This is a genomic window from Tessaracoccus sp. MC1679 (assembly GCF_014164775.1).
GTDB lineage: Bacteria > Actinomycetota > Actinomycetes > Propionibacteriales > Propionibacteriaceae > Arachnia.
The window spans coordinates 322,507-343,847 of sequence record NZ_JACJGB010000004.1 but is presented as its reverse complement, the minus strand read 5'-3'; the positions used below and the strand labels follow the sequence as shown (position 1 = coordinate 343,847).

General features: G+C 68.5%; 19 protein-coding genes. 9 read left to right on the top strand and 10 right to left on the bottom strand.

The features are described 5' to 3' along the window. Nucleotides 1–32: 32 nt before the first annotated feature. Nucleotides 33–233: a hypothetical protein gene (locus H5398_RS08720; RefSeq protein WP_182782860.1), complete on the top strand. Its 201-nt coding sequence runs from the start codon at nucleotides 33–35 to the stop codon at nucleotides 231–233. Here the strand turns inward: H5398_RS08720 and nudC are convergent. From nudC to H5398_RS08705, 3 genes are read right to left on the bottom strand one after another with little or no spacing between them, the layout of a single operon-like run. Continuing rightward, nucleotides 220–1,050 (bottom strand): NAD(+) diphosphatase, encoded by an 831-nt coding sequence (nudC, locus tag H5398_RS08715; RefSeq protein ID WP_182799733.1) that lies wholly within the window; start codon nucleotides 1,048–1,050, stop codon nucleotides 220–222. The two genes, H5398_RS08720 and nudC, sit on opposite strands and share 14 nt — an antisense overlap. Beyond that, on the bottom strand, nucleotides 1,047–4,226 hold the full coding sequence (locus H5398_RS08710) for an ATP-dependent DNA helicase (RefSeq protein WP_182799732.1): 3,180 nt from the start codon (nucleotides 4,224–4,226) through the stop codon (nucleotides 1,047–1,049). Before H5398_RS08710 ends, nudC begins: the two co-directional genes overlap by 4 nt. After that, on the bottom strand, nucleotides 4,223–7,318 hold the full coding sequence (locus H5398_RS08705; protein WP_182799731.1) for an ATP-dependent DNA helicase: 3,096 nt from the start codon (nucleotides 7,316–7,318) through the stop codon (nucleotides 4,223–4,225). Before H5398_RS08705 ends, H5398_RS08710 begins: the two co-directional genes overlap by 4 nt. 79 nt (nucleotides 7,319–7,397) lie before the next feature. Between H5398_RS08705 and ligD the strand changes: the two genes are divergently transcribed. The 4 genes from ligD (at nucleotide 7,398) to H5398_RS08685 (ending at nucleotide 10,942) form a co-directional block, all read left to right on the top strand. Continuing rightward, nucleotides 7,398–8,339: a non-homologous end-joining DNA ligase gene (ligD, locus tag H5398_RS08700; protein WP_182799730.1), complete on the top strand. Its 942-nt coding sequence runs from the start codon at nucleotides 7,398–7,400 to the stop codon at nucleotides 8,337–8,339. A gap of 37 nt (nucleotides 8,340–8,376) precedes the next feature. Then, nucleotides 8,377–9,165 carry a PP2C family serine/threonine-protein phosphatase gene (locus tag H5398_RS08695; protein WP_182799729.1) on the top strand — a complete coding sequence of 263 codons (789 nt, stop codon included), beginning with the start codon at nucleotides 8,377–8,379 and terminating at the stop codon, nucleotides 9,163–9,165. A gap of 29 nt (nucleotides 9,166–9,194) precedes the next feature. Continuing rightward, entirely contained in the window at nucleotides 9,195–9,419 is a 225-nt protein-coding gene (locus H5398_RS08690; RefSeq protein ID WP_182782866.1) for a DUF3107 domain-containing protein, read from the top strand. A 92-nt stretch (nucleotides 9,420–9,511) separates the two neighbouring features. Next, on the top strand, nucleotides 9,512–10,942 hold the full coding sequence (locus H5398_RS08685) for a DEAD/DEAH box helicase (protein ID WP_182783103.1): 1,431 nt from the start codon (nucleotides 9,512–9,514) through the stop codon (nucleotides 10,940–10,942). Between the two features lie 3 nt (nucleotides 10,943–10,945). On the opposite strand, the gene trpS is transcribed toward H5398_RS08685, so the two are convergent. Next, nucleotides 10,946–12,040 (bottom strand): tryptophan--tRNA ligase, encoded by a 1,095-nt coding sequence (trpS, locus tag H5398_RS08680; RefSeq protein WP_182782867.1) that lies wholly within the window; start codon nucleotides 12,038–12,040, stop codon nucleotides 10,946–10,948. 55 nt (nucleotides 12,041–12,095) lie between these two features. Further along, complete coding sequence (locus H5398_RS08675) at nucleotides 12,096–12,947, bottom strand: PHP domain-containing protein (protein ID WP_182782868.1); 852 nt, start codon at nucleotides 12,945–12,947, stop codon at nucleotides 12,096–12,098. Nucleotides 12,948–12,989: 42 nt separating this feature from the next. Here H5398_RS08675 and H5398_RS08670 point away from each other — a divergent pair, with 42 nt between their 5' ends. Beyond that, complete coding sequence (locus H5398_RS08670) at nucleotides 12,990–13,460, top strand: DUF2505 domain-containing protein (RefSeq protein ID WP_182799728.1); 471 nt, start codon at nucleotides 12,990–12,992, stop codon at nucleotides 13,458–13,460. 6 nt (nucleotides 13,461–13,466) lie between these two features. Here H5398_RS08670 and H5398_RS08665 read toward each other — a convergent pair whose 3' ends face one another. Both H5398_RS08665 and H5398_RS08660 read right to left on the bottom strand, forming a co-directional pair. Continuing rightward, nucleotides 13,467–14,264 carry a Ku protein gene (locus H5398_RS08665; protein ID WP_182799727.1) on the bottom strand — a complete coding sequence of 266 codons (798 nt, stop codon included), beginning with the start codon at nucleotides 14,262–14,264 and terminating at the stop codon, nucleotides 13,467–13,469. Nucleotides 14,265–14,282: 18 nt separating this feature from the next. Continuing rightward, nucleotides 14,283–14,753, bottom strand: coding sequence for a hypothetical protein (locus tag H5398_RS08660; protein ID WP_182782871.1), 471 nt, complete (start codon nucleotides 14,751–14,753; stop codon nucleotides 14,283–14,285). Between the two features lie 52 nt (nucleotides 14,754–14,805). Here H5398_RS08660 and H5398_RS08655 point away from each other — a divergent pair, with 52 nt between their 5' ends. From H5398_RS08655 to H5398_RS08645, 3 genes are all read left to right on the top strand, one after another. After that, nucleotides 14,806–15,138 carry a hypothetical protein gene (locus tag H5398_RS08655; RefSeq protein WP_182782872.1) on the top strand — a complete coding sequence of 111 codons (333 nt, stop codon included), beginning with the start codon at nucleotides 14,806–14,808 and terminating at the stop codon, nucleotides 15,136–15,138. Next, on the top strand, nucleotides 15,135–16,403 hold the full coding sequence (locus tag H5398_RS08650; RefSeq protein ID WP_182799726.1) for a hypothetical protein: 1,269 nt from the start codon (nucleotides 15,135–15,137) through the stop codon (nucleotides 16,401–16,403). Before H5398_RS08655 ends, H5398_RS08650 begins: the two co-directional genes overlap by 4 nt. Nucleotides 16,404–16,551: 148 nt before the next feature. Continuing rightward, a complete protein-coding gene (locus H5398_RS08645) occupies nucleotides 16,552–16,950 on the top strand; it encodes an Rv3235 family protein (protein WP_182799725.1) in 399 nt (132 codons plus the stop codon). Nucleotides 16,951–17,029: 79 nt separating this feature from the next. Here H5398_RS08645 and secA read toward each other — a convergent pair whose 3' ends face one another. The 3 genes from secA to H5398_RS08630 all read right to left on the bottom strand — a co-directional run bounded on the left by secA (nucleotide 17,030) and on the right by H5398_RS08630 (nucleotide 21,328). Then, a complete protein-coding gene (gene secA / locus H5398_RS08640; RefSeq protein WP_182799724.1) occupies nucleotides 17,030–19,783 on the bottom strand; it encodes a preprotein translocase subunit SecA in 2,754 nt (917 codons plus the stop codon). Nucleotides 19,784–19,925: 142 nt separating this feature from the next. Next, the gene (hpf, locus tag H5398_RS08635) at nucleotides 19,926–20,534 is read right to left on the bottom strand and encodes a ribosome hibernation-promoting factor, HPF/YfiA family (RefSeq protein ID WP_182782876.1); all 609 of its coding nucleotides are present in this window, start codon (nucleotides 20,532–20,534) and stop codon (nucleotides 19,926–19,928) included. Between the two features lie 167 nt (nucleotides 20,535–20,701). After that, entirely contained in the window at nucleotides 20,702–21,328 is a 627-nt protein-coding gene (locus tag H5398_RS08630) for a ComF family protein (protein ID WP_182799723.1), read from the bottom strand. Nucleotides 21,329–21,341: the final 13 nt, after the last annotated feature.

The window sequence follows — 21,341 nt, the reverse complement described above, 5'->3', positions numbered from 1 at the left end:
TACCAAGAAGCACCAGAGGTGAGGAGCCCACAATGACTGAAGTAGCCATCGACCCGACGCTCACCGCTATCGATCGCTGTGATCGATGCGGTGCGCAGGCATATCTCCGCGTGTTCCTGCGCAACGGCGGCGAACTGCTGTTCTGCTCGCACCACGCGACACAGCACCGCGAGAAGCTCACCGAGGTGGCAGCCAGGATCCAGGACGAGACGGACAGACTCAGCCGGCAGTGATCCAACGCTCGATCAGGTGGCGCGCGATAGACGCCCTACCTGGCAGCGTGACAGCACCGGACTCGACGGCGGCGGCGAGGTCTCCGCGGGTGTAGTAAGCACCTTCGGCGATCTCGTCGCCGTCGACGTTGATCCGGGAATCCACCGCACGCCCCGTGAACCCCAGCATGAGGGAGCGTGGCATCGGCCATGGCTGGCTGGAGACGTACTCCAGCGTCTCGAGGACAACACCCACCTCCTCCGCGACCTCACGGTGGCACGCCTGTTCGGCAGACTCCCCCGCTTCGATGAATCCGGCCACGATGGAGACCCGGGTGGCCTGCCACTGGCTCTGGCGGGCCAGCAGGAGCCGATCCTCGTGGTCCGTGATGGCGACGATGACGCACGGATCGATCCGCGGGAAGGCCAGGGCGCCACACGCCGGACAGATCCTCCTGGCGCCGGCGAGGTCCGGCACGGTGGGGGCGGCGCATCGCTCGCAGACGGGCGCCTGCAGATGCCAGCGGGTCAGCGCTACCGCTGCCCCCAGGGGGTGGTGCTCGGAAGGATCCACGTCCCTCCATCCCAGGGTTTCGCCGTGCAGGGAAGCCACCGGTCTGGCGAACCAGGGCCTGCCGTCGAACAGGCCGAGCAGAATGTCCTCGGGGCGGCGATCGCCCGCTCCCTCGAGCGGCTTCGGGCGGCCGCCCAGCGAGGCGACGTTTCCCTGGGCATCCACCTCAAGGACGACGGCGGCCCGCCACGATGCGTCGATATCACCCGCGACGCGCAGGCCGGGTGCCCGATCCAGGCCGGACGGCACGCTCCAGTGGTTCATCGTGGTTCCATTCCCGCCTTCAGCGCCGCATCGATGAGTGATGCGGGGGCCTCGACGAAGCGCAATTGGTCTGCCAGGACATGGTAGAACGCCGCGCCCACCCGTGCGGGGTCCAGCCCGCGTGCTTCCGCCCAGGCCTGCCGGTACACCGCCAGCTGCAGTGGATCCGCGCGACGCGTTGAGGTCTTCCAGTCCACCACCAGGTACTGGTATCCGTCGCGGTCCCACTCGTAGACGGCGTCGATCCTGCCGCGGAGCACGTGGGGCCCCCGCGACATCACGAACGGCACCTCCACCCCCAGCGGTGTGAGGTGAGCGAACCGGCCGGCCTCGAACGCCGCCACCAGCCGCGTGAGCTCACCCGGCTCCGCCGAAGGTCCCCCCTCCATCTCCTCCAACGGGGCGGGCAGCTCGAAGCGATCCTGGAGCCAGGCGTGGAACCGGTCTCCCACCCGGGCCTCCTGCGACGGGGGCCTGGGCATCCGTCGCAGGAGTGAGGCGGCGAACGCGGACGGATCTGTGCGCAGCGCCATGAGGGCCGTGGCTGAGAGCCCCTCCGGCAGGACGACGCCGCGGTCGTTTCTGCGGTTGGCGAGAGCAGCCAGGTGCCGGGCGCTCTCGTCCCACGCCGCCACACGGGCCTCCTCCTCGGCAGACAGCGTGCCGGACAGCCACGTCCAAGCCGCGCGCTCCGACTCCGTCGCGCCCACCATGCCTGCCGCCTCCCGCACCAGGTCCGAGGCCGTCCGTCGAGCGGCCACGACATCCGCGTCGAGCGCGGCCGGCCAGGCCGCCCGGGTCGGCGTCGCTGGCACGGGGTTGGTGTCGGCTCCCCGCGTGGCCACGTCGAGATAGCACTGGGCAGCATCAGCTGCCTCCCGCACTACGCTGAAGTAGGGCGACTCGCTCCGGGGCCGCACGTTGCCTGGGGTCCAGACGTGGCTGGAGGCGACGAGCAGCCGTTTGGCCCTGGTGACCGCCACGTACGCCAGCCGGTCCTCTGACAGTCGGTGGTCGGCTTTCGTGGCCTCACGGTAGGCGCTCAGCCCGTCCTTGGTGTAGTGGCCCAGCTGCGGAATGCTCGAGGCGTCGCCACGAAGGGGGGCGGGGAGGCTCTCCGCGCGGCTGGGCCAGGTTCCCGATCGGGACTCGGAGGGGAACACCTTGTCCACGAGGCCTGGAAGGAACACGGTGTCCCACTCGAGGCCCTTGGCGCGGTGAACGGTCATCAGCTTGACCGAGTCAGCCTCGGTGGGCACGGACTGCTGCAGCCCCTCCCCGAAGTCTTCTTCCGCGTCCAGGTAGGCGAGGAGACCGGTCAGGCTCCCGTCGCCGTCGACGTCCGTGTAGCTCGCCACCTCGGCGACGAACCGGGCCACCTGGCTGGTCTCGGAGCCGCCTGCGAGGAGTTCGGCCTCCAATCCCAGGGTGGCGATGACCCGGGTGACCAACTCCGCCACAGGCTCTGAAGCGTGCCGCCGCAGTTCCTCGATCTCCAGGCCGAACCTGCGCAGCCTGTCCCGCGCGGCAGCGCTGAAGGGGAGTTCCCCCGGGTCCGAGACGGCGTCGAGCAGGCAGAGCACCTCGCCGGGGTCGGCCTGCGTGACCGCGTTGGCGAGGGCGTCGTCGAGACCGCTGGGCGCGCGCGGAACGCTGGCCACCTGCCTGGCCCGTTCGCCGAGGAGCTCCAGATCCCCGAGTCCCAGCTGCCAACGCGGGCCCGCAAGCAGTGAGATGACTGCGGGGTTGGCCGTCACATCGTCCATCACCCGGAGCGTGGACACGATGGGAGCCACCTCCGGAAGTGCCAGCAGCCCGCCGAGGCCCACGATCTCGACCGGAACGTCCCGCGTCCGCAGCGCCTCGAACAGCGGCGCCAGCAGTGCGTTGCGGCGCACCAGGATGGCCTGATCCAGCCAGCTGGTGCCGGTCTCGTGGCGAGCCACCACGCTCTCGGCGATCCATTCCACCTCGTCGGCGAAGGTGTCGAAGGTGGCCGCTGCCACCATGGCGCTGGGCGCGTCTGGGGGGGCCACGAGGGAGACGCCAGCCTCGCCCGGGGCTGAGGCGAGTCCCCGCGCCAGCGCATTACCGACGTCGAGGATCTGCTGCCCGCTGCGACGGTTGATGCTGAGGGTGTGGCGCGATGCAGGGGTACCGTCGCCGCGCCGGAACTGCATCGGGAACTCGAGGATGTTGCCCGACGCCGCCCCCCTCCACCCGTAGATGGCCTGGTAGGGATCACCGACGGCCGTGACGGGGAACCCCATGGCGTCTCCGGACGGCGGTCCGGTGAACAGCTCGCGGAGGAGGCGCGCCTGAGCCGAGGACGTGTCCTGGTATTCGTCCAGCAGAACCACCCGGAAGCGGCGGCGCAGCTCCTCGCCGACGGCTGGCACCTGGGTGACCAGCCGCACCGCCTCGCGGAGCTGGTCAGCGAACTCGACCACGCCGAGGCTCTGCTTCATAGCCTGATACTGGCCGACGAGGTGCAGCAGCTCGCGGCGCTCGGCGGTCGCGTCCAGGGCCCTGGCGACGTCACGCATGGTCCGGCCCCGGTACAGCGGTGCCTCGGCGAAGCGCTGCTCGGCTCGGGCGCACTCCTCTTCGACGTCCGCCGAAGTGACCAGGTGCGACTGCATCTCCGCGTCGAGCGCCAGGACGCGCTCCGGGATGCTGTGGTGGCTCAGCCGGCTGATGCTGTGGAAGGGGCCGGGCGCGTCGGCCACCACCCGGGTGGCCAGCCGGAATCGACTCGCCCCGGTGACCATGACGGGGTCCCTGTCGATGCCGATCCGCAGCCCGAACTCGCTCACCAGCCTGGCCGCGAACGAGTCGTAGGTCATGACCAGTTCCGCGCCCTCGCCGTCGATCCCCGTCAGGACCCCGGCCCGGTCCAGGGCGGAGGACACCCGCGCGGCCAGTTCTGCCGCCGCCTTACGCGTGAACGTCAATCCGAGAACCTCTTCCGGGCGCACCTGCCCGGTGCCCACCAACCAGACCACGCGGGCGGCCATGACGGTGGTCTTCCCGCTGCCCGCGCCGGCGATGATGACCGCAGGCTCCAGGGGTGCGGTGATGGCGTCGAGCTGCTCCTGGGAGAAGGGGATCTGCAGGGCGTCGATCAGCTGCTCCGGGGAGGAGAACGGTCGCCTGCGGAGGGGATGGATGGTCACCGCGCAACCCCCGTCCTGGGCCCCTTGGCCGGGCAGGACGCGGCGAACGCACAGTAGCGGCAGGCGTCGCACTCCACCGCGTCAAACCGGGCCTCCCGGATGATGTCCACGCCTTCCGCGATCCGATCGTGGACCCAGGTGGGTCCGGGCCCGGGCTCCACGCCGGCCAGCCGCGGTACCTCGTCGATGGAGGGTTGCGCCACCAGCGTCGGCAGGGCATCACCGCTGCGGAGGAACAACAGAGCGGGCGGAGCCACTGAGCGCTCTCCGGGCGCCAGGTCGTCGAAGGCGCCTAGCGATGCCGCAAGTTGGTAGATGCCCAGCTGGGCGTGATCCGCCACGTCCGCCTCCTTCAACACCCGCCGTCCCGTCTTCATGTCGACGACCCGCAGCCGCCCGTCCGGCTGCCTCTCCAACCTGTCCACTGTCCCGTCCAGCACAACCTCCGTGCCCGCAACTGTCAGCGGCACCCTGAACCGACGCTCGACCGCCAGGAGGGTGTTGGGATTGTGGTGGTGGTATCGCGAGAACCTCTCGATGGCCTGATCGATCTCAGAACGCTCAGTGACCGACAACCATTCCGTCTCGAAGGGGATACGCAGCCACACCTCATCCAGTTTCGCGCGCATCTGGTCAGCCGAGAGGTTGTCGGTGGCGGCATGCTTGGCCAGCAGGTGCACCACGTCTCCCACGGAGGCCCGGGACTTGCGGCCAGCCTCAGCCTTGGCCCGCCGCGAGAGGAACCAGCGGCGCGGACACTCCAGCAGGGTCTCCAGGGATGATCCTGTGATGACCACCGGGCCGCTGTGTTCGGCCGACGACGACGTAGGCCCGGCCGTCCCCCACCACTGATCGGGATCAGCCCCCGGGAAGGCCCGGCTGCCGTCCTGGGTGGCTGACGCCGCCAGGCCCGCCAGTCTGAGGGCGGCGGCCCGGCGCAGGCCGGGCGAGGACGATTCGTCGACCGCCGCACGACGAAGGTCGCCTACGAGGGCGGAAGCTGAGAGCAGCTTGTCCGGCCTGCCGTGGATGCGCTCCACCTCGACCCCCAGCTCGGCCAGGAACCTTGACGGCCGGCCGCCCTCGCCGTCGACACCCTGGACGCCGCTGACATGCAGCGCTGAGCGGGCGCGGCTGCACGCGACGTAGAACAGCTGACGCTCATTGCCGAGCTGCGGCACCGCTCCGGGGGATGCCAGCTCCTCGGGGCCGAGCCGATCAGAATCGAGCAGGAGGCCGGCCCTGGTCAGCCTCGGCCAGAGGCCCTCCTGCACGCCGACCACCCACACCCGCTCCCAGCCCAGGCCCCGGGTGCGGTGCGCGGTGACGACGCGCACGCCCCTGCCCGCCGCGGTCAGCTCACGGCCGGTATCCGCCGGGATCTCCTGGCCCGAGATCTCACCCAGGAACGTCTGCGCGCCGGCGGCGCCACGCAGGTCCTCCTGCCTCGAGGCGAGGTCGAACAGTTCCACGATGGCGTCGAGATCCGCATTGGCGCGGCGCGAGCCCCTCAGCGCCTGCTCGCGCAGCCGGTCCGCCCACCCGGTGCCGTCCCACAGGTGCCAGAGCGCCTCCTGCACCTCCGCGCCGCCCGCCATCATCGCCGACGCTTCCGCCAACAGCGCGGCGAGGGCACGCAGCGCTTCGGCCTCCGCGGACTCGAGTCCCTCGAGGAGCAAGGGGTCAGCGAGGCTCTTCGCCAGTAGGGCCTGGGAGTGGCCGAGCTGGCGGTGCCTCGCGAGGAGCTGGCGCCCCAGCCGACGCTGCGCCACCCCGTCGAGGCCGCACAGGGGAGACGAGACCAGCAGCCGGGCCTCATCCGCCTCGGGCCCCGAGGTCCTCGCCGCGACCGTCAGCGCGAGCAGCAGGGTGGAGACGGCCGGCTGCTCGGACAACGCGATCTCGTCTCCCGAGACATCCACCGGTACCCCGAGCCGCAGCAGCTCTCTGGCGACGGCGCTCAGCTGCGTGCGCCCCGCCCGGGTCACCACGGCGAGGTCCGACCAGGCCAGCCCATCGACCGCCACGCAGTGCCGCAACTCCGCCGCGACATGGGCCAGCTCCGCCGACTCGTCATCGAAGACACGGGCGTGCGCCTCCCCCACGCCCGCCACCGGCGTGGGCGACGGGGGCGCGAGCCGAGGACCGATCCGGACGCTGAGCGCATCCAGCGCCCCGGCAACCCGGGCGGTGGCCCGATGGCCTTGCCCCAGCGTCAGCAGCCGCGCACCCGGAAGCTCCGCGATATCCGCCAGTGCGGTGGGGCTGGCGCCCCGGTAGCCGCCGATCCGTTGCCGGGGGTCCCCCACCGCCAGCAGGGGGAGACCCAGCCCCGCAAGGTCTGCCAGGAGGCCCACCTGGGCGGGGTCCGCCTCCTGGACGTCGTCGATGAGGAGGGCGTCGAACGACGCCCCGACGCCCGACGCGACACCCGGCTCGGTGAGCAGCAGGCGGGTGCGGTAGACGAGTTCGGTGTAATCCAGCGTGCCGGAGAAGTCCCCCACCGTGAGGTAGTCCTCCATGAATCGTGCCGCGGCGGCGAACGTCTCATCCCCCGCGGCGACGGCGAGCCCGGCCAGGCGCTCAGGATCCAGAGACAGCTGCCTGGCTCTGGCCAGGACCTCGCGCAGCTGACGGGCGAAGGCCCTGGTGCCCAGTGCCGCCCTGACCGACTCGGGCCACGCGTCCGGGCCCATGCCGGGGATCAGCTCGCGGATCCGCTGCTCCTGCTCCGGCGCACGGAGGAGACGCCAGGGGGCGTCCTCGTGGGGCCAGTAGCGCCGCAGGAGGCCCAACGCGAGGCCGTGGATGGTGGTGACCTGCGGGTTCACCTGAGCCGCGGTGATCTGTCGGCTGATCTCCCTGCGCAGCTGCTGCGCGGCCGAGCGTGAGTGCGACAGCACGATCAGCCGCTCAAGGCTGCCCCCCTCACGGACGCGCCGCGCCGCGGCAGCGGCCAGGAGCGTGGTCTTTCCGGTACCCGGTCCCCCGACCACAACTGTGACTCCGCGGACTGGCTCCGTGGCCGCCAACTGCTCGCCGGTGAGGATGTGCGCCTCGACGGGAGGTGGCGGAAGGACGCGAAACTGCATGGGTCCTATGCAACCAGCAACCCCCGACATTTCCACACCGCCCCGTGGCAGGCTTGGCCTCGAGCGGAGGGCAGAGGCCATGAGTGAGCGCATAGCAACCGAGATCGACGGGCTTCCACTCGCGTTGAGCAACCTGGACAAGCCGCTGTTCCCCTCCGGGTTCACCAAGGGTGAGCTGATCGCCTACTACGTGGAGATCGCGGACACGATGCTCCCCCACCTCCACGATCGCGCACTCACCCGGGTCCGGTTCCCCAACGGGACATCAGGCGAGTCGTTCTACGAGAAGAACGTCCCGCCGGGGGCCCCAGCCTGGGTCTCGTCGGTCGATGTTGCCACCTCCGCAGGCACCGTCACCTACGTCACGGCCTCCCGCCGCGCGGACCTGGCCTGGTTGGCCAACCTGGCCGCCGTCGAGCTCCACACACCCCAGTGGCGGGTCCGTGACGCCACCGGTTCACCCGATGGGATCCTGCTCAGCGGCCCGGACGAGCCGCGCTCCACGACGCTCATCGTCGATCTCGATCCAGGCTCGGGCATCACCCCCGCCGACTCGGCCAAGGGGGCGATCCTCGCCGCCACGGTGCTCGCGCAGATGGGCCTCGAGGCCTTCGCGAAGAGCTCCGGCAACAAGGGGCTCCAGCTGAGCGTTCCGATCCGGCCGACCCCCGCCTCGCACGTCCACGCCTTCGCGATGGCGCTGGCCCAGCACCTCGCGCAGCGGTATCCCCGGCAGTTCGTCGCCGTCATGAGCAAACAGGCACGGGCGGATCTCATCTTCGTCGACTACGGGCAGAACCTGGCCGCTCGCAATACCGTCACCGCCTACTCGGTGCGCGGGCTTGACTCACCGTCGGTCGCCACTCCGCTTACCTGGGAGGAGGTCGCCGCACTCAGCCCTGACGCCCCGGTCCGGGTTACTCCGGCGCAGATGCTCGAACGGGTCGCCGCCCACGGTGATCTCTGGGTGGGCACCCTCCCGACTGCGGACTCGCCGGTCCTGCCGCCCCCCGAGTTCTGACAGGATGGAGCCAGCACCCGCACCGGACGGAGGACGCATGAAGTCTGAGCCGAACCCCTCCTCCAGAGCTCACTATGTACGCGAGCCGGCCTTGTGGGTGGGCGGGTGCAGCGACACGGGGCTCAGACACCACACCAACCAGGACGCCATGTCCATGGCCGTGCGTTCCGAGCCCAGCCCCGCGGCGGTGGTGGCGGTTGCCGATGGTGTGAGCACAGCACGGGGCTCCGAGCTGGCCTCGCTCGTCGCCGCTGAGACCGCGGTAGAGGTCCTGATCAGGCGGCGTGCTGCGGGCAGCAGCGAGGCGGGCGCCTTCGTCGAGGCGTTCGAGGAGGCCAACCGCGCGGTGGTCGCTGCGCACGACGACCCCTCGGCGTGCACCCTGATCGCGGCCACGGTCGAGGACGGGCTGATCACCGTCGCCAACGTCGGGGACTCCCGTGCCTACTGGCTGGGCGACGACGCCGTGGCGAGTCAGCTGTCGACGGACGACTCCCTGGCGCAGGCCCGGATCCTGCTCGGGATGACCAGGGAGGAGGCGGAGCAGTCCATCCAGGCCCACGCCATCACCAAGTGGCTGGGGCGACAGGCCTCCGACGTGACCCCCTCGGTGGTGACGCTGCGCCCCACCTGCGGGGGATGGCTCCTCCTGTGCACCGACGGGCTGTGGAACTACGCCAGCTCACCCGAGGCGATGGCAAGGCTGGTGGCCGGGCGCACGGGGGCCGAAGCGGCGGGGTCCCTGGCTGAGGAGCTCGCGCTGTGGGCCAACAGTCAGGGCGGCAAGGACAATGTGACGGTCATCCTCGTGCGCCTGGAACCCTGAGCTTGGCAGCTCTGGCTAGAGTGGCCACTATGGAAGTCAAGATCGGCATCACCGACATCCCCCGTGAGGTCACCATCGACGCCACCGCGTCCCCGGATGAGCTGATCACACAGCTCCGTGAGGCCGTCGAGCACTCCACGCTGCTGGAGCTCACCGACGACAAGGGGCGCCGCGTGCTCATCCCGGGCCAGCGGATCGCCTACCTCGACCTGGGCTCCCCCAGCTCTGGCAGGGTGGGCTTCGGCGCGGTGTAGCCGGCCTGCGTTAGACTGAGGGCCTGCGGGCAGCAACGCTCCGCCTCCGGTGCGCCAACCGTGCCGTGAGTTCTTCCAGATTGGTTTGAGCCCTGAGCGACAACGAGACTCCGGTCGACGAGACCTTCGCCGACCTCGGCATCCACGAATCCATCACCTCGGCTCTGGCCGAGGTGGGGATCGTCCACCCCTTCGCCATCCAGACGTTGGCCATCCCCCTGGCCATCAGCGGCACGGACCTGATCGGTCAGGCCCGCACCGGAACCGGAAAGACGCTGGCTTTCGGCGTCAGCCTTCTCCACCGTATGGTCACCACGTCCGGCGGTGAGAAGCCCACGCACGGCAAGCCGCGCGCTCTTGTGGTGTGTCCCACCCGAGAGTTGGCCCTCCAGGTCGGGCGAGACCTCGACATCGCCGGGAAGCACCTGAAGATGCGGGTCCTCACCATCTACGGTGGCACCGGCTACGACGAACAGCTCGGTGCGCTGGAGTCGGGAATCGACATCGCGGTGGGCACCCCCGGCCGCCTGCTCGACCTCGCAGACCGCGGCGCACTGGACCTCAGCCGCGTGCAGGTGCTGGTCCTCGACGAGGCCGACGAGATGCTGGACCTCGGCTTCCTCCCGGACATCGAGCGCCTCCAGCGCAAGGCACCCAAGGACCGCCAGACGATGCTGTTCTCGGCCACGATGCCCGCACCCATCCTGACTCTGGCCCGTGCCACGCTCAACAGGCCGGTCAACATCCGCGCCGAGGGTCACGACGCGAAGATGACCGTGCCGGACATCGACCAGTACGTCTACCAGGCCCACGACCTGGACAAGCCCGAGATGGTCGGGCGCCTGCTGCAGGGCAACCAGACCACCAAGGTCATGATCTTCTGCCGCACCAAGCGCGCAGCGCAGCGGCTCACCGACGAGCTGGTGGATCGCGGGTTCGCCGCGGCAGCCATCCATGGTGACCTCAACCAGGAGGCCCGCGAGCGGTCCCTGAAGAAGTTCCGCGCCAACACCATCTCAGTCCTCGTGGCCACCGATGTCGCGGCCCGCGGCATCGACATCGTGGGCGTCAGCCACGTCATCAACTACGAGTGCCCGGACACGGATGCCACCTACGTCCACCGCATCGGGCGCACCGGTCGCGCCGGGAACTCCGGTGTCGCGGTCACGTTCGTGGACTGGGCAGACCTCCACCGCTGGAAGTTGATCAACCAGTCACTCAACCTCGAGCTGGCGGAGCCGGCAGAGACCTACTCGTCGTCGCCGCACTTCTACACCGACCTCGACATCCCAGAAGGCACCAAGGGGCGCATGCCGGGCCACGTGGCGTCGCGTGCGAAGGCAGTCGACGCCCGGCACTCCCCCGCGGAGGGACCGAAGCACCGGTCGCGGCGCTCGACGGAGCCCGCCGGCGACCACCCGGCACAGGACAAGCACGCCGAGGCTGAGCGCAAGCCCCGCCGTCGTCGCCGCCGCACCCGCGGTGGGGTCGAGGTCGCGGCTGAGACGCCCGCTGCTGAGTGAGGCTCAGTACACCATCCGCATCGCCCGATGGACCTCGCTGAGGGTCTGTTCGGCGACGTCGGTGGCGCGGCGGTTCCCGGAGGCCAGGACCTCCTCCAGATAGCCGGGGTTCCCGACCAACTCGGCCCGGCGCGCGCGGATGGGTGCGAAGAAGTCGTTGACGGCCGAGGTGACGAGCTTCTTCAGCCCGCCTCCGCCACCGTCGCCGATCTCGTCGGCCACCTCGACGGGGTCGCGGTCCAGGCAGAGCGCAGCGAGGTTGACGAGGTTGGACACCTCTGGGCGGGCAACGGGATCGTAGGTGATGTGACGGTCCGAATCCGTCACGGCCCGCTTGAGGAGCCTCGCCGTCTCGTCGGCTGTCATGCCCAGCTCGATGGTGTTGCCCTTCGACTTCGACATCTTGGTGCCGTCCAGGCCGAGCACGGTCCCGGACTTGCTCAGCAGCGCCTCGGGCGCGGGGAAGACGGGACTCGCCTCGTCCACACGGCCGTACCGCTCGTCGAAGCGACGGGCGATCACCCGGGCCTGTTCCAGGTGCGGCAGCTGGTCCTTGCCCACCGGCACGAGGTTCGCCTTGCAGAAGAGGATGTCCGCGGCCTGGTGCACCGGATAGGTGAGCATGAGCCCGGACATGGGGCGGTCCCCCGTGTCGTCGAGTTCGGTCTTGACCGTGGGGTTTCGTCGTAGCTCGGCATCGGTGACCACGGAGAGGAACGGAAGCATCAGCTGATTCAGGGCGGGGATCTGGGAGTGGGTAAAGATCGTCACCCGCTCCGGGTCCAGACCGACGGCGAGGTAATCCGCGAGCAGCGAGTACACGCGCTCCCTGATCGGCCCCACCCCGTCGCGGTCCGTGATCACCTGATAATCGGCGATCACCACGAACGTCTCCACCCCGAGAGCAGCCAGGCGCACCCGGTTCTGAAGCGAGCCGAAGTAGTGCCCGATGTGCAGGTTTCCGGTGGGGCGATCTCCCGTCAGGATCCTGAAGCCGCTGGGATCCTGCGCGATCTTCTGCTCGATCTCGACGCTGCGCTGAGTCGAACGTGCCAGGGACGCCTCGGGATCGAACGTGTCATCGGGGGAGAGCGACATGGGCCTTACCTGCCTAAACGGGACGCGATGGGATGCGAGGCCCAAGAATAGCGTCCTAGACGACGCCTCCCCGTCGCCGGATGCGGGCCAGAAGATCGCGGTAGGCGGAGGGTCGGGTGAGATTGGCTCCCAGCGGGTTCCGCTTCTTCCCGAGACCGTGGTAATCGCTCGAGCCGGTGCGCACCAGTCCCACCCGGGCGCCCATCTCGAAGAGCAGGGAGCGGGTCTCCTCGTCATGGTCGGGATGCTCCACCTCGATTCCCTCCAGGCCAAGCTCCCGGGCCAGGGACTCCAGGTAGGGCGCAGGCAGCACGGTCTGCCCGCCTCGACCCCATGGATGGGCGATGACGGCCACACCTCTGGCTGCGTGCACCAGCTCGATGGCGCGCTCCAGTGGGCACGCGTATCGGTGCACGTAGCCCGGCCTGTCGTCGCCGATCCACAGCGCGAATGCCTCGTCCCGGTCAACGACGTAGCCCTTCGCCACGAGTGCGTCCGCTACGTGGGGACGGCCCAGAACGGGGGCTCCGTTGGCCGCGGTCATCACGTCATCGAGGGTGATCGCGAGCCCGGCTTCATTGAGCTTGGCCACCATGGCCGGAAGTCTGTGCGTGCGCCCGAACCGGATGCGTGCGAGCTCTGCGTTGAGCTCCCTGTCAAACGGGTCACAGCCGTAACCGAGCAGGTGGACCGAGCTGCCGTCGTGCTCGGTGGACATCTCGATCCCGCCCAGCACCTTGACCCCGATGCGCTTGCCCGCCTCCTGCGCCTCGCCGACGCCACCGAAGGTGTCGTGATCGGTGAGGGCAATGACGTCCAGCCCTGCCTCGAAGGCCTTCATCACCAGGCTGGTCGGGGTGTCCGTCCCGTCGCTGACCCGGGAATGCGTGTGCAGGTCGATCCTCATGGGGCAATCCTAGGGATCCGGGATGGCCACTAGGCTGGCGGCATGGATTTGGATTACACCCACCAGTACGCTGCCGACCCGTCCTCTGTAGTTGCCCTGATGCGCAACGAGGAGTTCATCGCTGATGTGGCCCGGCACGCCGGGGCTCTCGAGCACAACGTCTCCATCGGCCAGGAGTCCACGCGGCTGGAGATGAAGCTGCCGGTCCCGGGGAACCTTTCCAAGTTCGTGGGGCAGACGGTATCGCTGACGCAGATCTTCCGATTCCAGCCACCGGAGGTGGACGGCAGCGTCCGCGGCGTGGTGGACGTGGAGGTGCCGGGCATGCCCATCACCGTCAACGCCGCAACACTGTTGAGCCCCGAAGGCGCCGGCACGCGGGGTCACTACACGGGCGACCTGGCGGTGCGGATTCCGCTGGTGGGTAAGAAGGTTGAGGGACTCATCGAGCCGTTCATCCGTGACGCGTTCGCTGGGCTGGAGCGCCGCGCGGCCGTGTGGCTGGCACGCTGAGCGAGATCAGCTTGCGGCGGCCTCACGCCGCTTCTTCGCGGCCTCCACAGAGGCCTTGAGCGCCGCCATGAGGTCGACGACATCCCCCGACGGGGCTGAGGTGTCCGTCGAGGCCGGGGCCGGCGTGCCCGCGAGCTTCGCCTCGACCACCTCCAACAAGGCCTCGCGGTAGGAGTCCTGATAGGCCTCCGGCTCGAATGTGCCCTCCAATTGGGCGATGAGCAGCTTGGCCATCTCCATCTCCGCGTCCGAGATCTTCACCTCGGACGACGGCGCCGCGAACTCGCCGTCACGCAGTTCATCCGGCCAATACATGGTGTGCAGGAGCAGCAGATCGCCCTTGGGCCGAATCAGAGCAAGGGACTCGCGGCTGCGGAGAGCCACCTTCACCACCGCCACCTTGTTCTCCTTGGCGAGCGCCTCTCTCAGCAACACGTAGGGCTTCTGCCCGGCGGCCTCCGCCTCCAGGAAGTAGGTGCGCTGGAAGAACCCCGGGTCCACTTCGTCCTGGTCGACGAACTGGACCACCTCCACCGTCTTGAGGGTACTCAGCGGGAGATTGGCGAAGTCCTCGTCCGTCAGGACCGCGATCCTGCCATCGGCCGACTCGTAGCCCTTGGCGATGTCCGCGTAGGCCACCACTTCCCCGCACTTCTCGCAGACGCGTTGCTGACGGACCCGGCCGCCGTCGCTGGAGTGGACCTGCCGAAAAGACACGTCCTTGTCCTCGGTGGCCCCGTACAGCTTGACCGGGATGGACACCAGTCCGAAGGACACGGCGCCTTTCCAGATGGATCGTGGCATGCTCGCGACTTCCCTTCCTCAGGTTCCTCGCCGATATTCGACTCGGTCGTTCCACAGCAGCTCGTGCGATTGCAGCAACGCCTGCACCTCAGGCAGATCCCATGCCTGGTCGATGGTCAGGCCGCGTGCAATCGCGGCGGCGTCGGCAAAGTCCACCCCCTCCTCCTCGGCGAACCATGCTGTCATCGCCGACACGGGGCAGCTGCTCAGGCGCACCTCACCGTTGAAGGGGTCCTCGGCCGGCCCGATCAGGTCCGTGGTCACCTCAGCCACCACCACCAACCGCACGCCGTGGGTTGTCAGCCCCGCCAGCGAAGCCAGGATCAAGGCCGCGTACTCGGCATCCTCGGACTCCGCCTCGAGATAACCCAGCTCGGCGAGCAGCTCAGGAGTCACCGTGTAGGCGGGCCTGTTGACGACGGGCGGGTCGCCCGCGAGGACGCCCAACTCGCCTTCCGCGATCGGGATGAACACCAGCTGACGCTTCACGTGGCCAGCCTAGATGCAGGTGGCGCGTGATCGGAGTAGGTTCGACGACGACATGGTGCGCAAGATCCTTATTCTCCTCACGTGGGCCGTGCTCAGCGGCCTCTCCGCCTGCGCGGCTCCCGCCGCGGCACCGCTGACGATCGAGCTGGAGGTCACAGACCCTCCGGCCGCTACCCGTCGGGTGGACGTCCCGCTGGGTGCCGAAGTGACGCTGCGGATCACTGTTCCCTCCGAGGATCGCGCCCACGTCCACGGCTACGAGATCGAACAGGATCTGGTGGCGGGGGTCCCCACCGAGATCGTGTTCGATGCCACCATGGCGGGCACCTACGAGGTGGAGTCCCACGTCACCGACGCCATCTGGCTTGATCTGGTGGTGAAGTGATCCTGCTGCACGGGATCGCCTCCAGAGGCGACCTTCCGCTTCCGTTCGAACTCGTGCTGGGCGGGGCCGCGGTGGTCCTGATTGTGACCTTCTGGGTGGCGCTCTATGCGTGGAGGACTCCGCGCTACCGCGACCACACCGGTATCGAGTTGCCCCGGCTCACCCGGGTGGTGGATTCGCCCTGGTTCTCGCGTCCCCTTCGGATCGCGGTGGGCCTGGTGTGGCTGCTGGCCGCGATGGCGCTCACCTTCGGCGTGGACCGCATCGACAACCCCGTCTTCGGATTCGTCTACGTTCTGTTGTGGGTGGGTCTGGTTCCGATCTCTCTGATCTTCGGCGGCGTCTACCGTCGGACCAATCCGCTCCGCCTTCTGCTGAGGTTCACCGGCGCCACCGCGGCAGCCACCCCCGGTGGGGCGCAGGGGTCGCGGCTGCCGGCCGCCGGGGCGTTGATGGCCTTCCTGTACCTCGAACTCGTGCAGCCCGATGGGGCGACGCTGCCTGTGCTGCGTGGGTTCGCCGCGGCCTGGGTCGCCTGGGTCGTCGTCGGGGTGATGGTGCGCGGACAGCGGTGGATAGCCCAGGCGGATCCCTTTGAGGCCTACGCCTCCTCTGTTGCGCGGCTCTCCCCCTGGGGTCGGAACGCCAGAGGAATCCTGCTCTGGATGAATCCCCTACGGAATCTGGCTTCCTGGCGCGCACCGGCACACCTGACGGTGTTGGCCAGCGTCCTGCTGGGGGGCACCCTGTTCGACGCACTGTCGAACACCGCGTGGTGGGTGCGCGCCACTCAGGACCTGGATGTGTGGGCCTGGCCCGCTGCACTGGCGGGTCTGCTCGGCAGCGTCGGAGCGATCTACGCGTTGTTCTGGCTCGGCGCCCGGGCGTACGGCCGGGGCCGCGTGGACGCGCTTGCGCCGGGCCTGATCCCGCTGGTGGCCGGCTACGCCCTCGCCCACTACTCGACGATGCTCTACCTGGAGGGTCAGCGCACCGTGATCCGCTTCAGCGACCCGATGGGTCTCGGCTGGAACGTGTTCGGACTGGCGGAGGCCGCGCCGGGCACCGGTCTGTTCGGCTACCCCACCGTGATCGCCGTCGTGCAGGTCCTCCTCATTGTCGGGGGGCATGTGGCCGGGGTGCTGGTCACCCACGACATTGCGTTGCGCACCCATCCGGGTCGGGTCTGGGCGCATGTGCCGCTGCTGTCGATGATGGTGGCGTTCACGGTCGGCGGCCTTGTCCTGATGTTCGGCGGCGGCTGAGGCCCGTTCCCGAACCTCCCGAGGTGTTGTCCGGATCGCCCGAGGTGTTGTCCGAGTTTCCCGAGGTGTTGTCCGCAGGAACGGAGGTGTTGTCCGCCCGCCCGTCGAGCCTGGCCCCGTCGGCAGGCCCCGGCCTAGCGTCAGGGCCATGAACTTCCCGATGCCGATCACCGTCCTCACCAGGCCTGTCCTGGTCCCCGCACCGGCTCACCAACCAGCTCCTCCGCAGGCCATGAACCTCATCCGCGTGGTGGTGGAGGCCCTGATGGGTCGCAGGCCGCTCCATCAGGTCCGTCCCCACCTGGGGCATGCTGCGTTCGAGAATCTGTCACGCTACGTGGACAGTGGCGTCTTCAAGCGCATCAAGGTGGGCCGGGTGCGCTCCCAGATGCCTACGGTCAGGGCCGTCGAGGCCACCGTCTGCGTGGATGTCAACGGCCGGTCTATCAGCTGCGTGCTGCGTCTCGACGCGACGCGGAACTCCTGGCGGTGCACGGAACTGATCGTGCTGGCCCCCGTCGGGGTGCTGGACCAGCTGGCGGCCTAGACGTCCATATCCAGATGGAGGGGTGCCAGATCGCCCGATCCGGTGCGCCGCAGCCGAGGCATGATTGTTCAGCAGGCTCCTAGGCCCCAGGCCGTCCGTGGCACATTTTGTACTTCTTCCCAGACCCACAGGGGCAGGGCTGGTTACGGCCCACCTTGTCCGTGGCGGTGGCCGGAGCTGCGCCAGTCTGGGTGACCTCACCGGTTTCGTCCGGCGCCGAATAGGTGAGGTTGGTGTCCGAGCGCCGTTCCAGACCCTTCGCGAGCGGCGCGTCGGGCGCCGGCGTGCTCGCCCCGACTGTGGGCACCTGGACGGGCGCTCCGGTCTCATCGGTGATCAGGCCGACGCTCAGCTTCGGCTCAGCGGGACGGACCGTCACCTCCAGGTTGAACAGGAAGCCCACCACCTCTTCCATGAAGGCATCCATCATCGCGGCGAACATGTCGCCACCTTCGCGCTGATACTCCACAAGTGGGTCACGCTGGGCCATGGCCCGCAACCCGATTCCCTCGCGGAGGTAATCCATCTCGTAGAGGTGCTCACGCCACTTGCGATCCAGGACGGTCAACAACACCTGGCGCTCCAGCTCGCGCATGGTGGTTTCGCCGAGCTGCTCCTCCCGTGCCGCGTAGGCCCGCAGCGCGTCGTCGGTGAACATCTCGACCAACTCGTTCTGCTCGGGAAGCTCCTCCTCGAGCGCCTCCATCGTGATGGTGACCGGGTAGAGGGTCCGCAGCTCGGTGAGCATGGTGTCCAGGTCCCAGTCCTCCGGAATGCCGGAGGTGTGCGCGCGGACCACATCCGTGACGACGCGGCTGACGCTGTTCTTCAGCTGCTCGGAGACATCCGCCCCGTCCAGGACCCGCCGACGATCGCCGTAGATCGCGTGGCGTTGCCTGTTGAGGACATCGTCGTACTTCAGCACGTTCTTGCGCATTTCGAAGTTCTGACCCTCGACCTGCTTCTGCGCCCCCTCAATGGACCGCGACACGGATTTCATGTCGATGGGGACGTCGTCGGGCACCTTCATCATGAGCAGCGCCCGCTCCAGAAGCTCGGGGCGGAAGAGCCGCATCAGGTCGTCGCTCAGCGAGAGATAGAACCGGCTCTCCCCAGGATCACCCTGGCGGCCCGAGCGGCCACGCAACTGGTTGTCAATGCGGCGTGACTCGTGGCGCTCCGAGCCGATCACATAGAGGCCGCCGGCCTCAACCACCTCGTCGTGCTCAGACTTCACCTGCGCCTCAAGCGAGGCCAAGGTCTCGGACCACTGCGCCTCGTACTCCTCGGGCGTCTCGTGTGGGTCCAGCCCGGCCTTGCGGAGCTGCAGGTCCGCGAGAAACTCGGGGTTGCCCCCGAGCATGATGTCCGTGCCTCGGCCGGCCATGTTCGTGGAGACGGTCACCGCCGCCTTGCGTCCGGCCTCCGCGACGATCGAGGCTTCGCGCTCGTGGTGCTTGGCGTTGAGCACCTCATGAGGGACGTTGGCTCGCTTGAGCAGCCCCGAGAGCAGCTCGGATTTCGCCACGGACGCCGTGCCCAGGAGGATCGGCTGGCCCTGAGCGTGGCGTTCCACGACGTCCTTGACGATGGCCTCGTACTTGGCCTCCTCGGTGCGGTAGATCAGGTCCGGCTGATCGAGCCGGATCATGGGGCGGTTGGTGGGGATCGGGATCACCCCCAGCCCGTAGATCTTCTGGAACTCGGACTCCTCCGTCTTCGCGGTGCCCGTCATCCCGGCCAACTTGTCGTACATGCGGAAGTAGTTCTGCAGCGTGATGGTGGCCAGGGTCTGGTACTCGTCCTTGATCCGGACGCCCTCCTTGGCCTCCAGCGCCTGGTGGAGGCCCTCGTTGTAGCGTCGACCGGCGAGTGTGCGGCCGGTGTGCTCATCGACGATGAGCACCTCGTCACCGGCAAGGACGTAATCCTTGTCTCGCTTGAACAGCTCCTGGGCCTTGATGGCGTTGTTGAGGTAGGAGATCAGAGGCGTGTTGGCCGACTCGTAGAGGTTCTCGATGCCCAGCCGGTCCTCGACCTTCTCGATCCCGGGCGCCAGCACGGCGATGGTGCGCTTCTTCTCGTCGACCTCGTAGTCCACGTCGCGGCGCAGGGTCCGGACAAGCTTGGCGAAAACGGGATACCACTCATGGGTGTCCTCTGCGGGACCGGAGATGATCAGCGGGGTGCGGGCTTCGTCGACGAGGATGGAGTCCACCTCATCGACGAGTGCGAAGTGATGTCCCCGCTGCACCAGGTCCTCCCTGCGGAGCGCCATGTTGTCGCGGAGGTAATCGAACCCGAACTCGTTATTGGTACCGTAGGTGATGTCTGAGGCGTAGGCGACCCGGCGCTCCTCGGGCGTCATGGAGGCCAGGATCGCACCCACCTCCAGCCCCAGGAAGTGGTGGATGCGCCCCATCTGTTCGGACTGGTACTTGGCCAGGTAGTCGTTGGTGGTGACGATGTGGACGCCCTTGCCGGTGAGCCCGTTGAGGTACGCGGGGAGCGTGCCGACGAGCGTCTTGCCCTCACCGGTCTTCATCTCAGCGATGTTTCCCCAGTGCAGCGCGGCGCCACCCATCAGCTGGACGTCGAAGTGGCGCTTGCCGAGTACCCGTACCGACGCCTCCCGCACGGTGGCGAACGCCTCCGGCATGATGCGGTCCAACGACTCGCCGTCCTCGATGCGGGCGCGGAAGGTGTCCGTCTCGGCACGCAACTCGGCGTCCGACATGGCTTGGAACTCCTCCTCGATGGAGTTGACCTGATCGGCCACTTTCTGCAGCTTGCGGAGCTGGGCCCCGGAGCCTATGCCGCTCAGAAAATCCATGACACCCACAGGTCGGTTCCTTTTCATCTCGAAAACACCGCGACAGCTCGCGACGGTACCGCCAGCCATCCTAACGCCCGCCACCAACGCACGGCACACGGCGGCGCCCGGACCGCTCCGGGACGCCGCCGTGGTTCGGGCCTCAGGTGAGGTTGAGGTGGATCACGCCATAGTTGTACGCCTTGCGCCGGTAGACCACGGAGGGACGGCCGCTGTCAGCATCCTGGTAGAGGAAGAAGTCATGCCCCACCAGCTCCATCTCATCGAGGGCCTGAGCGAGGGTGAGCGGCGCCGTGCTGAATTCCTTCTCGCGAACCACGAGCGGCCCATCGCCCGTCACCACAAGCCCGGCCACCTCACGCGTCTCGACATCGTCGGATCCGTGCCCGTTGACCTCAGCCACCGGACGGACGATCTCGGCGATGTTGCCTGCGCGGAGCCCGCGATGGGTCTTCCTGCGGTCTGCCGCCTTGCGGAGCTGGCTCATGAGCCGCTCCAAGGCCATGTCGAAGGCAGCCGTCTTGTCGTTGGAACGCGCCTCGGCACGGATCACGGGCCCACGACTGCTGCGCAGGGTCAGCTGCACGACGACGGCGTCCGAAGGATCCTTCGTGCCCTCCGAGGCGTGGAACTCGACCTCGACGCGGATCACTCGATCCTGCAATCGCTCCACGGCGGCCAAACGCTCGTTGACCAGTTCCTTCAGCTCGGGATTGATCGTGCAATGCCGACCGGTGACGACGATATCCATGCTTCCTCCGTCTGTCGTGGGGCTCTCGACGAACCCGACTCGAACACCACCCCAGGGAGCGTCCCTGAAGCTGATGCACAGAGCCGCAGGTGATCTCTCCCCTGCGGCTCGTCCATGAATCAACGCTACCCCTCCGGGGCAACGCTGTCATGGACTTGCCCGACCATTCAGCGATAGTCGGCATCCGCCACCACCGCAGCTCCCACCACGGGCACCCCGGCCGCCCTCAGGCAACGGATGGTCTCCCGCAGCGAGGCCCCCGTGGTCACCACGTCGTCGACGACAAGGGCGCTTGCGTTCATCGGCCGCGCCTCCATGCTGGAGTGGAGGTTCTCGGCCCGCTCCTGACGGGTCAGCCCCTCCTGGTCTGAGCCACTGGCCAGGCGACGCGCCACCCGCTTCGCGGGCAGCCCCATTTCCCGGGCGGCGATCCTCGCCAGGCGGTACGCGTGGTCGTATCCCCGTGCCCGGGTGGAGGATGACATCGACGGCACCGGCACCACGACGGTGCCCGGCTCCGAGTCCACAGCCCTGACCGCCCGGGCCAGCAGGTGCCCAAGGACACGGTCCAGGTGCAGCGCTCCGTCATCCTTGTATCGGGGCACCACATGGGCGAGGATCGGCCGGTAGGGGCACGCGGCATACAGGGGCACCGGGAGATCGCGGTGCACCAGGCGGACCGGGATCTCCAGAGCGGTACGGCATTCGGCGCAGAGTCCGAACCAGGCTCCTCCACAGCCCGGGCAGGAAGCGCCCAGGAACAGGTCGGCGGCGGTGTGGAGGAGAGAGGTCATGGTCCATGATGGG